This is a genomic window from Pseudomonas sp. AM8 (assembly GCF_036346475.1).
GTDB classification, from domain to species: Bacteria; Pseudomonadota; Gammaproteobacteria; order Pseudomonadales; family Pseudomonadaceae; genus Aquipseudomonas; species Aquipseudomonas marginalis.
Window position 1 is genome coordinate 82,422 of sequence record NZ_JAOTNX010000011.1, and the last position, 12,206, is coordinate 94,627.

The 12,206-nt window shown below is 59.9% G+C and carries 13 protein-coding genes; 10 read left to right on the plus strand and 3 right to left on the minus strand.

Going from position 1 to position 12,206, the window contains the following annotated elements; all coding sequences use genetic code 11:
- Positions 1–5: 5 nt before the first annotated feature.
- From rimM to thrC, 7 genes are all read left to right on the plus strand, one after another.
- Positions 6–542, plus strand: coding sequence for a ribosome maturation factor RimM (gene rimM, locus V3W40_RS24085; protein WP_027605457.1), 537 nt, complete (start codon positions 6–8; stop codon positions 540–542).
- Complete coding sequence (trmD, locus tag V3W40_RS24090; protein ID WP_173390389.1) at positions 524–1,297, plus strand: tRNA (guanosine(37)-N1)-methyltransferase TrmD; 774 nt, start codon at positions 524–526, stop codon at positions 1,295–1,297. The genes rimM and trmD overlap by 19 nt, the downstream gene beginning before the upstream one ends.
- A gap of 45 nt (positions 1,298–1,342) precedes the next feature.
- Positions 1,343–1,693, plus strand: a complete 351-nt coding sequence (rplS, locus tag V3W40_RS24095; protein WP_003175895.1) for a 50S ribosomal protein L19 — start codon at positions 1,343–1,345, stop codon at positions 1,691–1,693.
- A 112-nt stretch (positions 1,694–1,805) separates the two neighbouring features.
- Entirely contained in the window at positions 1,806–2,702 is an 897-nt protein-coding gene (xerD, locus tag V3W40_RS24100) for a site-specific tyrosine recombinase XerD (protein WP_065924830.1), read from the plus strand.
- A gap of 142 nt (positions 2,703–2,844) precedes the next feature.
- Complete coding sequence (locus tag V3W40_RS24105; RefSeq protein ID WP_027605460.1) at positions 2,845–3,576, plus strand: thioredoxin fold domain-containing protein; 732 nt, start codon at positions 2,845–2,847, stop codon at positions 3,574–3,576.
- Between the two features lie 129 nt (positions 3,577–3,705).
- Positions 3,706–5,010: a homoserine dehydrogenase gene (locus V3W40_RS24110; protein WP_330215763.1), complete on the plus strand. Its 1,305-nt coding sequence runs from the start codon at positions 3,706–3,708 to the stop codon at positions 5,008–5,010.
- A 103-nt stretch (positions 5,011–5,113) separates the two neighbouring features.
- Positions 5,114–6,523, plus strand: a complete 1,410-nt coding sequence (gene thrC / locus V3W40_RS24115; RefSeq protein ID WP_065947907.1) for a threonine synthase — start codon at positions 5,114–5,116, stop codon at positions 6,521–6,523.
- Positions 6,524–6,608: 85 nt separating this feature from the next.
- On the opposite strand, the gene V3W40_RS24120 is transcribed toward thrC, so the two are convergent.
- Positions 6,609–6,830 (minus strand): hypothetical protein, encoded by a 222-nt coding sequence (locus tag V3W40_RS24120; RefSeq protein WP_027605463.1) that lies wholly within the window; start codon positions 6,828–6,830, stop codon positions 6,609–6,611.
- Between the two features lie 311 nt (positions 6,831–7,141).
- Here V3W40_RS24120 and V3W40_RS24125 point away from each other — a divergent pair, with 311 nt between their 5' ends.
- Entirely contained in the window at positions 7,142–7,426 is a 285-nt protein-coding gene (locus V3W40_RS24125) for a DUF3509 domain-containing protein (protein ID WP_065924827.1), read from the plus strand.
- Positions 7,427–7,596: 170 nt separating this feature from the next.
- Here V3W40_RS24125 and V3W40_RS24130 read toward each other — a convergent pair whose 3' ends face one another.
- On the minus strand, positions 7,597–8,481 hold the full coding sequence (locus V3W40_RS24130; RefSeq protein ID WP_065924826.1) for a TIGR02285 family protein: 885 nt from the start codon (positions 8,479–8,481) through the stop codon (positions 7,597–7,599).
- Positions 8,481–9,680, minus strand: coding sequence for a CaiB/BaiF CoA transferase family protein (locus V3W40_RS24135; RefSeq protein ID WP_027605466.1), 1,200 nt, complete (start codon positions 9,678–9,680; stop codon positions 8,481–8,483). The genes V3W40_RS24130 and V3W40_RS24135 overlap by 1 nt, the downstream gene beginning before the upstream one ends.
- A 148-nt stretch (positions 9,681–9,828) precedes the next feature.
- Between V3W40_RS24135 and V3W40_RS24140 the strand changes: the two genes are divergently transcribed.
- Together V3W40_RS24140 and recJ are read left to right on the plus strand one after the other, a co-directional pair.
- Positions 9,829–10,371 carry a YaeQ family protein gene (locus V3W40_RS24140; protein WP_032890801.1) on the plus strand — a complete coding sequence of 181 codons (543 nt, stop codon included), beginning with the start codon at positions 9,829–9,831 and terminating at the stop codon, positions 10,369–10,371.
- A 98-nt stretch (positions 10,372–10,469) separates the two neighbouring features.
- Complete coding sequence (recJ, locus tag V3W40_RS24145; RefSeq protein ID WP_330215764.1) at positions 10,470–12,179, plus strand: single-stranded-DNA-specific exonuclease RecJ; 1,710 nt, start codon at positions 10,470–10,472, stop codon at positions 12,177–12,179.
- Positions 12,180–12,206: the final 27 nt, after the last annotated feature.

The following is a 12,206-nucleotide window of genomic DNA, read 5'->3' on the forward strand; positions in this document are numbered from 1 at the left end:
GCAATATGAACGCGACGCCAACTGTTGCTGATGATTTGATCGTTATCGGCAAGATTTATTCTGTTCATGGCGTTCGCGGCGAAGTGAAGGTGTATTCCTTTACTGATCCGACTGAAAACCTGTTGCAGTACAAGACCTGGACGCTCAAGCGCGAAGGTAGTGTGAAACAGGTCGAGCTGGTCAGTGGGCGCGGGAGCGATAAGTTCCTGGTCGCAAAGCTCAAGGGTCTTGATGATCGTGAAGAAGCTCGTCTTCTGGCCGGTTATGAGATCTGCGTGCCGCGCAACCTGTTCCCTGAATTGACCGACGGCGAGTACTACTGGTACCAGTTGGAAGGTCTGAAGGTTATTGATCAACTCGGGCAATTGTTCGGGAAAATCGATCATCTTCTGGAAACCGGCGCCAATGATGTAATGGTGGTCAAGCCTTGCGCTGGCAGCCTGGATGATCGCGAACGCCTGTTGCCCTATACCGAGCAATGCGTGTTGGCTGTCGACCTGGCGGCGGGCGAGATGAAGGTGGAATGGGACGCGGACTTCTAAGCGTGGCTAATTTGCGCATTGAAGTGATCAGTTTGTTTCCCGAGATGTTTTCCGCCATCAGTGAGTACGGCATCACCAGTCGGGCGGTGAAACAGGGGCTGTTGCAGCTTACCTGTTGGAACCCGCGAGACTACACGACGGATCGACATCACACTGTGGACGATCGCCCATTTGGCGGTGGCCCGGGCATGGTGATGAAGATCAAGCCCCTGGAAGACGCGTTGGCTCAGGCCAAGGCTGCTGCCGGGGAGAAGGCGAAGGTGATTTACCTGTCCCCTCAAGGCCGCCAGCTGAAACAGGCTGGGGTCCGCGAACTGGCGAATGAGGAAGCACTGATCCTGATTGCCGGTCGCTATGAAGGCATTGACGAGCGCTTTATTGAGGCTCATGTCGATGAAGAGTGGTCGATTGGGGACTATGTCCTGTCTGGCGGTGAGCTGCCGGCGATGGTCCTGATAGATGCGGTTACACGACTGCTGCCTGGAGCTTTAGGGCATGCGGACTCCGCGGAGGAAGATTCCTTCACGGACGGTTTGCTGGATTGCCCGCATTACACCCGACCGGAGGTGTATGCGGATCAGCGTGTTCCCGACGTATTGCTAAGTGGCAATCACGCACACATCCGGCGTTGGCGTTTACAGCAGTCCCTTGGTCGGACCTATGAACGACGCGCCGATCTTCTGGAAAGCCGCTCGCTTTCTGGAGAAGAGAAGAAGCTGCTCGAGGAATACATCCTCGCGCGGGACGATAGTTAACAACGTATCGATGGTAGGTCCATTGACTTACCTTAGGAGCACAGCATGACTAACAAAATCATCCTTGCACTCGAAGCAGAGCAGATGACCAAAGAGATCCCTACCTTTGCCCCGGGCGACACTATTGTCGTCCAGGTGAAAGTGAAGGAAGGCGACCGTTCGCGTCTGCAAGCGTTCGAAGGCGTGGTAATCGCCAAGCGTAACCGTGGTGTGAACAGTGCTTTCACTGTTCGTAAAATCTCCAACGGTGTTGGCGTAGAGCGTACTTTCCAGACCTACAGCCCGCAAATCGACAGCATGGCCGTCAAGCGTCGCGGTGACGTACGTAAAGCCAAGCTGTACTACCTGCGTGACCTGTCCGGTAAAGCAGCTCGCATCAAGGAAAAACTGGCTTAAGTCCAGCTTCCCGATGCAGAAAAAAGCAGCCTACGGGCTGCTTTTTTGTGCCCGCGATTTGAGGTCCGGGATAGGATCTACCTGATTCCGCCATTTTTCTGTTCGAGTCCCTATGCCCGCCATCGACCACCCCCTGATCGACCGTTTCCTCGATGCCCTATGGCTGGAAAAAGGCCTGTCAGATAACACCCGCCAGGCCTACCGCAGCGACCTGGCGCTGTTCAACGGCTGGCTGCAGGAGAAACACCTGGAACTGATCAATGCCGGCCGCGAGCTGATCCTCGATCACCTGGCCTGGCGTCTGGAGCAGAACTACAAACCCCGTTCCACTGCACGATTTCTCTCCGGTGTGCGTGGCTTTTATCGCTATTTGCTCAGGGAGAAACTGATTACCCTCGATCCGACCCTGCAAATCGATATGCCGCAACTGGGCAGGCCCTTGCCCAAATCCCTGTCGGAAGCCGACGTCGATGCCTTGCTCGCTGCGCCCGACCTCAGCGAAGCCATCGGCCAGCGTGACCGCGCCATGCTGGAAGTGTTGTATGCCTGTGGCCTGCGGGTCACGGAGCTGATCAGCCTGACTCTGGAGCAAGTCAATCTGCGCCAGGGTGTGCTGCGGGTAATGGGCAAGGGCAGCAAGGAGCGGCTGGTGCCGATGGGGGAGGAAGCGATTGTGTGGGTCGAGCGCTACATGCGCGATGCCCGCAGCGAGCTGCTGGGCGGGCGGCCCAGCGATGTGCTGTTTCCCAGCCAACGCGGCGAACAGATGACCCGCCAGACGTTCTGGCATCGCATCAAACACCAGGCCAAGGTCGCGGGGATCGGCAAGAGCCTGTCGCCCCACACTTTGCGCCATGCATTCGCCACCCATTTGCTCAACCACGGTGCGGATTTGCGCGTGGTGCAAATGCTGCTCGGGCACAGCGACTTATCCACCACCCAGATCTACACCCATGTGGCGCGTGCGCGCTTGCAGGATATGCATGCCAAGCATCACCCGCGAGGCTGAAAACCGCCAATTTATGCCGCCACGGGCTGCCCTGCGGCCCAACTGTGGTAGGCTTTGCCGGTTAGCAAAGGGGACGGCCCGCACCCGTGTTTCCGTATTGGCGTACCTGCACCCGTCCCTGCATCTGCCTTCAGGAGTTTCCATGCGCTTGACCCAGATTATTGCCGCCGCAGCCATTGCGTTGGTTTCCACCTTTGCCGTCGCCGATGACGCGGCCGAGCAGACCATCCGCAAGAGCCTGGCCAACCTGCAGCTCGATACCCCGATCGAAAGCATCAGCGCCAGCCCGATGGCCGGCCTGTATGAAGTCAAGCTCAAGGGCAGCCGCGTGCTGTACGCCAGTGCAGACGGTCAGTACATCGTCCAGGGCTACCTGTTCCAGCTCAAGGACGGCAAGCCGGTCAACCTGACCGAGAAAGCCGAGCGCCTGGGCGTGTCCAAGCTGATCAACGGCATCCCGGTGGCTGAAACCGTGGTTTACCCGGCTATCGGCGAGACCAAGACCCATATCACCGTGTTCACCGACACCACCTGCCCGTACTGCCACAAGTTGCATGCCGAAGTGCCTGCGCTGAACAAGCTGGGTGTGGAAGTCCGCTACGTAGCGTTCCCGCGCCAGGGCCTGGGTTCGCCAGGCGACGAGCAGTTGCAGGCCGTATGGTGCTCGGCCGACAAGAAAGCGGCCATGGACAAGATGGTCGATGGCAAGGAAATCAAGGCCGCCAAGTGCGCCAACCCGGTGTCGAAGCAATTTGCACTGGGCCAGTCCATCGGCGTCAACGGTACACCGGCCATCGTTTTGGCTGACGGCCAGGTGATTCCGGGCTACCAGCCGGCACCACAAGTTGCCAAACTGGCGCTGGGTGCCAAATAAACCAGCATCGTCGAACCTTTGGCGATCATGGCTCGTGGATAAGTCGACGGGCCATTAATTGAAAGCCGCAGTTGTGCGGCTGTTTTTCACGGCCGACCTAGCGTCGGCCGTTTCATGGGGAGTTCTTCAGTGAAACCGGTCAAAGTAGGCATCTGTGGGTTAGGGACCGTCGGTGGCGGCACCTTCAACGTACTTCAGCGTAATGCTGAAGAAATTTCCCGCCGTGCAGGGCGTGGGATTGAAGTGGCGCAAATTGCCACGCGTTCGCCAAAGCCTCAGTTCAAAACGACCGGTATTGCGATTACCAACGATGTCTTCGCCGTGGCCACCAACCCTGAAATCGATATCGTCATCGAGCTGGTGGGCGGTTACACCGTGGCCCGCGAGCTGGTGCTCAAGGCGATCGAAAACGGCAAGCACGTGGTCACCGCCAACAAGGCGCTGATCGCCGTACACGGCAACGAGATCTTCGCCAAGGCCCGCGAGAAAGGCGTGATCGTGGCGTTCGAGGCCGCGGTTGCCGGCGGTATCCCGGTGATCAAGGCGATCCGTGAAGGCCTGTCCGCCAACCGCATCAACTGGGTGGCCGGCATCATCAACGGCACCGGTAACTTCATCCTCACCGAAATGCGCGAGAAGGGCCGTACCTTCGAAGACGTACTGGCCGAAGCCCAGGCACTGGGGTACGCCGAAGCCGACCCGACATTCGACGTGGAAGGCATCGACGCGGCGCACAAGCTGACCATCCTGGCGTCCATCGCCTTTGGTATCCCGCTGCAGTTCGACAAGGCCTACACCGAAGGCATCACCAAGCTGACCACTGCCGACGTGAACTACGCCGAAGCCCTGGGCTACCGCATCAAGCACCTCGGTGTCGCGCGCAGCACCCCGGCGGGAATCGAGTTGCGTGTGCACCCGACGCTGATCCCGGCTGACCGCCTGATCGCCAACGTCAATGGCGTGATGAACGCCGTGATGGTCAACGGTGATGCCGCCGGCTCCACCCTGTTCTACGGTGCCGGCGCCGGCATGGAACCGACCGCTTCGTCGGTGATCGCCGACCTCGTGGACGTGGTGCGCGCCATGACCAGCGACCCGGAAAACCGCGTGCCGCACCTGGCCTTCCAGCCGGATTCGCTGTCGGCCCACCCGATCCTGCCGATCGAGGCATGCGAAAGCGCCTACTACCTGCGCATCCAGGCCAAGGATCACCCGGGCGTGTTGGCCCAGGTGGCCAGCATCCTGTCGGAGCGCGGTATCAACATCGAGTCGATCATGCAGAAGGAAGTCGAGGAGCAGAACGGCCAGGTGCCGATGATCCTGCTGACCCACCGGGTGCTCGAGCAGCACATCAACGATGCCATCCAGTCCCTGGAAGCTCTCCAGGGTGTGGTTGGGCCGGTAGTACGGATTCGCGTCGAACATTTGAATTAATCCAGCTGCAAGCTATTGGCTGCAAGCTGCAAGTAAAAGCCGATCAGCTTTAACTTGCCGCTTGTAGCTTGAAGCTTGAAGCTCAAACCAAAGGTTTGCTTTTATGCGTTACATCAGCACCCGCGGCCAGGCACCGGCCCTGAATTTCGAAGACGTCTTGCTGGCAGGCCTTGCCACTGACGGCGGCCTGTACGTGCCGGAAAACCTGCCACGCTTTACCCAGGAAGAAATCGCTTCGTGGGCCGGCCTGCCGTACCACGAGCTTGCGTTCCGGGTGATGCGCCCGTTCGTCACCGGCAGCATCCCCGATGCGGATTTCAAAAAGATTCTGGAAGAGACCTACGGCGTGTTTTCCCACAGCGCCATCGCGCCTCTGCGCCAGCTCAACGGCAACGAATGGGTGCTCGAGCTGTTCCATGGCCCGACCCTGGCGTTCAAGGACTTCGCCCTGCAACTGCTGGGTCGCCTGCTGGACTACGTGCTGGAGAAGCGCGGCGAGCGCGTGGTGATCATCGGCGCCACCTCGGGTGATACCGGTTCGGCCGCCATCGAAGGCTGCAAGCACTGCGAAAACGTCGACATCTTCATCCTGCACCCGCACAAGCGTGTCTCGGAAGTACAGCGCCGCCAGATGACCACCATCTTCGGCGAGAACATCCATAACATCGCCATCGAAGGCAACTTCGACGACTGCCAGGAAATGGTCAAGAACAGCTTCGCCGACCAGGACTTCCTCAAAGGCACACGCCTGGTGGCGGTGAACTCGATCAACTGGGCGCGGATCATGGCCCAGATCGTCTACTACTTCCACGCCTCGCTGCAGTTGGGTGGCCCGGCGCGCTCGGTGTCGTTCTCGGTGCCGACCGGCAATTTCGGCGACATCTTCGCCGGCTACCTGGCCCGTAACATGGGCCTGCCGGTCAACCAGTTGATCGTCGCCACCAACCGTAACGACATCCTGCACCGCTTCATGAGCGGCAACCAATACGTCAAGGAAACCCTGCACGCCACCTTGTCGCCGTCCATGGACATCATGGTGTCGTCGAACTTCGAACGCCTGCTGTTCGACATGCACGGTCGCAACGGCGCAGCCATCGCCGGCTTGATGGACACCTTCAAGAGCGGCGGCGGTTTCAGCGTTGATGAAGAGCGCTGGACCGAAACCCGCAAGCTGTTCGACTCCCTGGCCGTGGACGACGCGCAGACCTGTGAAACCATCGCCGAGGTCTACGCCCAGACCGGCGAGCTGCTCGACCCGCACACCGCCATTGGGGTGAAGGCCGCCCGCGAATGCCGTCGTAGCCTGGATATCCCGATGGTGATCCTCGGCACCGCCCATCCAGTGAAATTCCCGGAAGCGGTGGAGAAGGCGGGTGTCGGCAAGGCGCTGGAACTGCCGGTGCACCTGACCGACCTGTTCGAGCGTGAAGAGCGTTGCACGGTGCTGCCGAATGACTTGAAGGCGATGCAGGCGTTTGTCAGCCAGCATGGCAATCGTGGCAAGCCTTTGTAAGGCAGGTCACCAAGACAAAAACGCCGCTTTCCCTTCCTTGGGTCAGCGGCGTTTTTTGTTTCTGGCAGGCCCGACAGCGTGCCGTTTACAAGAGCAACTTAATCGCTACTCCAGTAATCGAAGCAATCGTTGCGACCACGGCCATTGCTACGCCCATGGGGTACCAGAAAGTTTCACAGTTTATTTTCAGGGATTCCGATCTGAGCTTGTCTTGCTCAGCCTGCATGCGTGATATTTCTGCGTAAATGCGCCTTACATCGGCATGCATTTTCTCCATCGTCGCCAGTCGCTCATCGTTTTCCACCATCGCATTCCTCCTTCGCAATAAGGGCCTTTGGCATACGCTTTACCCACGTGGCACTGTGATCAGCGCTCATCGAGTATAGGATTCACCCATGGCCTGCGCGGCAGGGGAAGCCCAAAACAGCAGCCCATTGCGTAAGCATTTATGTGCCGCCGTTTTTTGCCTGTCATGTTGCAAGCGCATGCTGGAAACGTCATCCCCCGACAACCCCGCATAAACGAAAAAGCGAACTTTCCTACGTCACAACCAGTCACTTAGGATAGATGCAGCTCCCGTTTACAAGAATGTTTGCGAACTATTGAGTGGTGATCGAGATGGAAAGTATCAGCCTATTGCTCGAAGAGGCACTGAGCCCTTATCAGGTGACGTTGACCACCGCAGGTGTGCAGGAAGAGTGCCTGGTAACCGTGAAGAACCCCGCCGGTGCGATCATGGTCGAGCGTGAAGTCGACCGGGCGCAATTGCTCGATAAGCGCCTATTGGTGGATGTGGTGGATTGCCTGCTGCGTGATCTCAAGATCGCTGAAGGACGCCTGGAACCCTCGGTCATCGCGGCCTTGCGCAACGCCGCCCAGACCCGCAGCGCTGCCGTTGCATGAAGAATTGTTTATAGATGGAAACTTCCCACGTCATGGCCGGTCAGATTTCGTAACAGCAAGAGCAAACATTGTGCTCCGGTGTTTGTGCCTTGTTGTACTGGTCTTTGTAGGCCACGTTTAACCCCGAAGTGTCTCCCCACTCTTCGGGGTTTCTTTTTGCCTGGGATTTGTCACGGCGCCGGCGAGTCCTGGAAAAAGCTCGGGTTGTCTCGCAGGTAATGTTCACGCATGACAGGGTCCAGCCAGGCGGCATAGGACTGTTGTACTTGTGCCAGCGGGAGGCTGGGCAGAACCCGGTTGATCCGTTCCATGGCTTCGCGCCCCTCAGGTGTATCCGAGCAGCCGATATGCGTGCGCTGGTAAGGCGCTGTGCCCTTGATGGGGTAGAAGCTGAGGTCGTCGGCTGCGATCCCCTGTTGCATCGCGTGGTAGCGGATTTCCGGCCAATAGCCCAGCACTGCCTCCAGCCGGCCCAGGCGCTGCATCTGCAGCAAGCTGCCAAGGGCATCGTTGCCGTAGTGCAGTGCCAGTTTGTGTGTGTCGGCCTGTTTCAGTCGCTCATCGATAACGGCGCCGTAGCTGCGTTCCGCGATCGCGCCTACCCTTGCCTTAGGGGCGTCGAAGAAGGCCTGCAGGTCAAATTGGCCGTCTACGATAAACGCCGCCAGGGCGCCCTGCTGGCTGCGTCGGATCGTGATGCCATTACTGGCGACCACAAACGCCTGCCTGGAAAATACGATGTACCTGGCCCGCTCGGCCGTCCACAGCAAGGATGGATCGCAGGTGAGCGTGGGTTCGCGCAGCATCTGCATGCCGCGCGCGCGATTGACGTGCATTACCTGGTGGCGATATTCCGGCAAGTGTCCGATCAGTATCGGCAGCAACTGGTCCAGGGCACCCTGGCCTTTGCCTGGCCCTTCGAAGATGGTCAGCGGCGGCAAGTCGCGCAATAACCAGATCAACGTGCCCTCTGCGCTCGCCGGTACGGGCCAGCCGCCGGCCAGCATGGCGGCCAGGTACAGCGCAATGAGCCAGTGTTTGCAGCCGTGGGGCATCAGATTGCACCTTGCTCACGCAGGCGGACAATGGCGGCGGCGTCGTATCCCAGCTCGCCCAACACCACGCCGTTGTGTTCACCCAGTTGCGGCCCCACCCATTCGCAACTGCCCGGTGTGTCCGACAGCTTGGGCACGATGCCCGGCATCTTGAAGTCCTTGCCGCCGGGAAGCCGGGCCTTGAGGAACATCTCGCGCGCGAGGAATTGCGGGTCGCCCAGCATGTCCTCGGCGCTGTAGATACGGCTGGCGGGCACTTCAGCCTTGTTGAGTTGCTCCACCACCTGCTCCAGCGGCAGCGAGTTCACCCAGCGATCAATCACGCCATAGAGTTCATCGCGACGGCTATCGCGCCCGTCATTGCTGGCCAGTTGTGGATCGTTCGCCAGGTCTTCCCGGCCGATGGCACTCATGAAGCGTTTGAAGATGGCATCGCCGTTGGCACCGATCTGTACGTGCTTGCCGTCCGCGCTGGTGTGGATCGACGACGGCGTGATGCCGGGCATGATGTTGCCGGTACGTTCGCGAATAAACCCGAATACGTCGAACTCGGGGATCATGCTTTCCATCATGGCGAAGATGGCTTCATACAGCGCCACATCGACCACCTGGCCCACACCGCCGTTAACCTCGCGATGACGCAGCGCCATCAAGGCGCCGATGACCGCCCACAGCGCGGCGATGGAGTCACCAATGGAGATTCCGGTGCGCACCGGCGGGCGATCTTCGAAACCGGTGATATAGCGCAGCCCGCCCATGGACTCGCCCACTGCGCCAAACCCGGGCTGGTCTTTCATCGGCCCGGTCTGGCCAAAACCCGAGAGGCGCACCATCACCAGTTTCGGATTCAGCCCATGCAGGGTTTCCCAGCTCAGGCCAAGCTTCTCCAGTACGCCGGGACGGAAGTTTTCGATCAGGATGTCGGCGTCTGCCAGCAGTTGCTTGAGAATCGCCAGCCCGTCCGGGTGCTTGAGGTTCAACGTCAGGGACTTTTTGTTGCGCGCCTGCACAAACCACCATAACGAGGTGCCTTCATACAGCTTGCGCCATTTGCGCAACGGGTCGCCGCCGTCCGGGGATTCGACCTTGACCACCTCGGCACCGAATTCAGCACAAATGCGTGAGGCGAAGGGCCCGGCGATCAGGGTGCCGAGTTCGATGACTTTCAGGCCGGCAAGCGGCTTGGCATTAAACGACATGGGGATCCTTGTCTGCGCAGAACGGTGATGTGAAGCCTTTTAACATAGGCGAGCAGGCCAGGGATAAGGATGATGCAGCGCAGGATTCGTTGAATGGCCTCGCCATCGGTTAGACTGGCCGCCTTTCCCTGTCTCTAGAAGCCCGTTCATGGCCCAGCCGTCCACGACCTACAAATTCGAACTCAACCTCACCGACCTCGACCGTTCGGTGTACGAGAGCGTCAAGCAGACCATCGCTCGCCACCCCTCGGAAACTGAAGAACGCATGACCGTGCGTCTGCTGGCCTACGCCCTTTTTTACAACGAACAGTTGGCGTTCGGTCGTGGCCTGTCAGATGTAGACGAGCCAGCCCTGTGGGAAAAAAGCCTGGATGATCGGGTTTTGCATTGGATCGAAGTCGGCCAGCCGGATGCCGACCGCCTGACCTGGTGCTCGCGCCGCACCGAGCGCACCAGCCTGCTGGCATACGGCAGCTTGCGCGTTTGGGAGGGCAAAGTGGTGCCGGTGGCGAACAACCTGAAGAATGTACACATCGCAGCAGTGCCTCAGGAGATTCTGGAGGTCCTGGCCAAGGACATGCCCCGCGTGATCAAGTGGGACGTGATGATCAGTGAAGGCACGATCTTCGTCACCGACGACCGTGGCCAGCACGAAGTGCAACTGCAATGGCTGGTCGGCGAACGCGGTTGAATTGGAGCTGCAAGCCTCAAGCTGCAAGCTACAAGCTACAAGCTTGAAGCTTGAAGCTTGCAGCTAATATCCCCCTACAGAGAACTCCCCAACGTCCCATGCGTATCGATCCCCGCCCGTTGCCCGCCGTCTTGCCCTTCCTGGGTGAATTGCCACCGCTATTGACCCGTCTCTACGCCGCTCGTGGCGTGCAGTCCGAGGCCGAGCTGGACAAGAGCCTGGCGCGGTTGATTCCCTATCAGCAGCTCAAGGGCATCGACGCGGCGGTGGACTTGCTGGTGACGGCATTGGAGCAGCGCCAGCGCATCCTCATCGTCGGTGACTTCGACGCCGATGGTGCCACCGCCAGCACCGTAGGTACCCTGGGCCTGCGTTTGCTCGGTGCGGCCCATGTCGATTACCTGGTGCCCAACCGCTTCGAATACGGCTATGGGCTGACCCCGGAAATCGTCGCTGTGGCCCTGCAGCGCGAGCCGCAGTTGCTGATCACCGTGGACAATGGCATCTCCAGTGTCGAAGGCGTGGCGGCGGCGAAAGCGGCGGGGTTGCAGGTATTGGTGACCGATCACCACTTGCCTGGTGATGAGCTGCCGGCGGCGGATGCCATCGTCAACCCGAACCAGCCGGGCTGTGAGTTCCCGAGCAAGGCCCTGGCCGGCGTGGGCGTGATCTTCTACGTACTGATGGCCCTGCGCGCGCGTTTGCGCAGTTTGGGCTGGTATGAAAACAAGCCTCAACCCAACATTGGCGAGCTGCTCGACCTGGTCGCCCTGGGCAGCGTCGCCGACGTGGTGCCCCTGGACGCCAATAACCGCATCCTCGTGCATCAGGGCCTGGAGCGTATTCGTGCCGGTCGCGCACGGCCGGGGATCAAGGCGATCCTCGAAGTGGCCAAGCGGGATGCGGCGCGCATCACCTCCACCGACCTCGGCTTTATCCTCGGGCCACGCTTGAACGCCGCCGGGCGCCTGGACGATATGAGCCTGGGCATCGAATGCCTGCTCACCACGGATTTCGCCGCCGCACGGGAAATGGCCGCACAACTGGACGGCATGAACCAGGACCGCAAATCCATCGAGCAGGGCATGCAGCGCGAAGCCCTGGCTCAGCTCAAGGACTTGCCGGTGGACTCAATGCCCTACGGCTTGTGCCTGTTTGATCCGGATTGGCACCAAGGCGTGATCGGCATTCTTGCGTCGCGCATGAAGGAGCGGTACTTCCGCCCGACCATCGCCTTCGCCGATGCCGGTGACGGGCTGCTGAAGGGCTCTGGACGCTCTGTGCAGGGCTTTCACATCCGCGATGCCCTGGCGGTGGTCGCGAGCCAGCATCCCAACCTGATCGCCAAATACGGCGGCCACGCCATGGCGGCGGGGTTGACCTTGCCCGAGGAACATTTCCCACTGTTTGCCGAGGCCTTTGACGCCGAAGTGCGTCGGCAGCTGCGCGAAGAAGACCTCACCGGGCGCCTGCTGTCCGACGGCACCCTGGCGGTGGAAGAGTTTCACCTGGAGCTGGCGCGCGCACTGCGCCACGCCGGGCCGTGGGGCCAGCACTTTCCCGAGCCGTTGTTCCATGGCGTGTTCCAGCTGGTGGAGCAGCGGGTGGTAGGGGAGCGGCACCTGAAAGTGGTGCTCAAGAGCGAATGCGGGTCGGTGAAGCTCGATGGCATTGCCTTCGGCGTCGACCGTGAAGTCTGGCCGAACCCGACCGTGCGTTGGGTGGAGTTGGCCTACAAGTTGGATGTGAACGAGTTTCGTGGCAATGAAACCGTGCAACTGATGATTGCCCACATCGAACCGCGCTAGATCTTACCCACGCCGCAAAAAACTGTG

Bases quoted from the DNA above. Each gene is read 5' to 3' on its own strand.
- rplS (WP_003175895.1), top strand. From the start codon at position 1,343: ATGACTAACAAAATCATCCTTGCACTCGAAGCAGAGCAGATGACCAAA.
- V3W40_RS24105 (WP_027605460.1), top strand. From the start codon at position 2,845: ATGCGCTTGACCCAGATTATTGCCGCCGCAGCCATTGCGTTGGTTTCC.
- V3W40_RS24130 (WP_065924826.1), bottom strand. From the start codon at position 8,481: ATGCCCCACGGCTGCAAACACTGGCTCATTGCGCTGTACCTGGCCGCC.
- recJ (WP_330215764.1), top strand. From the start codon at position 10,470: ATGCGTATCGATCCCCGCCCGTTGCCCGCCGTCTTGCCCTTCCTGGGT.
- rimM (WP_027605457.1), top strand. From the start codon at position 6: ATGAACGCGACGCCAACTGTTGCTGATGATTTGATCGTTATCGGCAAG.
- xerD (WP_065924830.1), top strand. From the start codon at position 1,806: ATGCCCGCCATCGACCACCCCCTGATCGACCGTTTCCTCGATGCCCTA.
- V3W40_RS24140 (WP_032890801.1), top strand. From the start codon at position 9,829: ATGGCCCAGCCGTCCACGACCTACAAATTCGAACTCAACCTCACCGAC.
- V3W40_RS24120 (WP_027605463.1), bottom strand. From the start codon at position 6,830: ATGGTGGAAAACGATGAGCGACTGGCGACGATGGAGAAAATGCATGCC.
- V3W40_RS24135 (WP_027605466.1), bottom strand. From the start codon at position 9,680: ATGTCGTTTAATGCCAAGCCGCTTGCCGGCCTGAAAGTCATCGAACTC.
- trmD (WP_173390389.1), top strand. From the start codon at position 524: ATGGGACGCGGACTTCTAAGCGTGGCTAATTTGCGCATTGAAGTGATC.
- V3W40_RS24125 (WP_065924827.1), top strand. From the start codon at position 7,142: ATGGAAAGTATCAGCCTATTGCTCGAAGAGGCACTGAGCCCTTATCAG.
- thrC (WP_065947907.1), top strand. From the start codon at position 5,114: ATGCGTTACATCAGCACCCGCGGCCAGGCACCGGCCCTGAATTTCGAA.